Source organism: Pseudomonas sp. NPDC086251, assembly GCF_044746405.1.
GTDB lineage: Bacteria > Pseudomonadota > Gammaproteobacteria > Pseudomonadales > Pseudomonadaceae > Aquipseudomonas.
The window spans coordinates 1433-3114 of record NZ_JBIVBY010000079.1; the positions used below are offsets into that span (position 1 = coordinate 1433).

A 1682-nucleotide genomic window follows, 5' to 3' on the forward strand; every position below is an offset into this window, starting at 1 on the left:
CCTGAAGCTTAGAAGCTTTTCTTGGAAGCATGGCATCAACCACTTCGTCACCCAAAGGGTAACTCGTCATCAGCTCTCGGCCTTAAGATCCCGGATTTACCTAAGATCTCAGCCTACCACCTTAAACTTGGACAACCAACGCCAAGCTGGCCTAGCCTTCTCCGTCCCTCCATCGCAATAACCAGAAGTACAGGAATATTAACCTGTTTTCCATCGACTACGCTTTTCAGCCTCGCCTTAGGGACCGACTAACCCTGCGTCGATTAACGTTGCGCAGGAAACCTGGGTCTTTCGGCGTGGGTGTTTTTCACACCCATTGTCGTTACTCATGTCAGCATTCGCACTTCTGATACCTCCAGCAAGCTTCTCAACTCACCTTCACAGGCTTACAGAACGCTCCTCTACCGCATCACCTAAGTGATACCCGTAGCTTCGGTGTATGGTTTGAGCCCCGTTACATCTTCCGCGCAGGCCGACTCGACTAGTGAGCTATTACGCTTTCTTTAAAGGGTGGCTGCTTCTAAGCCAACCTCCTAGCTGTCTAAGCCTTCCCACATCGTTTCCCACTTAACCATAACTTTGGGACCTTAGCTGACGGTCTGGGTTGTTTCCCTTTTCACGACGGACGTTAGCACCCGCCGTGTGTCTCCCATGCTCGGCACTTGTAGGTATTCGGAGTTTGCATCGGTTTGGTAAGTCGGGATGACCCCCTAGCCGAAACAGTGCTCTACCCCCTACAGTGATACATGAGGCGCTACCTAAATAGCTTTCGAGGAGAACCAGCTATCTCCGAGCTTGATTAGCCTTTCACTCCGATCCACAGGTCATCCGCTAACTTTTCAACGGTAGTCGGTTCGGTCCTCCAGTTAGTGTTACCCAACCTTCAACCTGCCCATGGATAGATCGCCCGGTTTCGGGTCTATTCCCAGCGACTAGACGCCCTATTAAGACTCGCTTTCGCTACGCCTCCCCTATTCGGTTAAGCTCGCCACTGAAAATAAGTCGCTGACCCATTATACAAAAGGTACGCAGTCACCCAACAAAGTGGGCTCCCACTGCTTGTACGCATACGGTTTCAGGATCTATTTCACTCCCCTCTCCGGGGTTCTTTTCGCCTTTCCCTCACGGTACTAGTTCACTATCGGTCAGTCAGTAGTATTTAGCCTTGGAGGATGGTCCCCCCATATTCAGACAAAGTTTCTCGTGCTCCGTCCTACTCGATTTCATGACCAAGAGATTTTCGCGTACAGGGCTATCACCCACTATGGCCGCACTTTCCAGAGCGTTCCGCTAATCTCAAAGCCACTTAAGGGCTAGTCCCCGTTCGCTCGCCACTACTAAGGGAATCTCGGTTGATTTCTTTTCCTCAGGGTACTTAGATGTTTCAGTTCCCCTGGTTCGCTTCTTAAGCCTATGTATTCAGCTTAAGATACCTAACTTATGTTAGGTGGGTTCCCCCATTCAGACATCTCCGGATCACAGTCTGTTTGCCGACTCCCCGAAGCTTTTCGCAGGCTACCACGTCTTTCATCGCCTCTGACTGCCAAGGCATCCACCGTATGCGCTTCTTCACTTGACCATATAACCCCAAGCAATCTGGTTATACTGTGAAGACGACATTCGCCGAAAATTCGATAATACTCAATTAAGAGCAACTCACAAATTTTACCTTAGCCTGATCC

At 50.1% G+C, this 1682-nt stretch carries 1 rRNA gene (cut by a window edge); it reads right to left on the bottom strand.

From position 1 onward, the window contains the following. Window positions 1-1579 (bottom strand): 23S ribosomal RNA (locus ACIPL2_RS35085) (it extends 1412 nt beyond the left edge of the window). Between the last annotated feature and the right edge of the window lie 103 nt (window positions 1580-1682).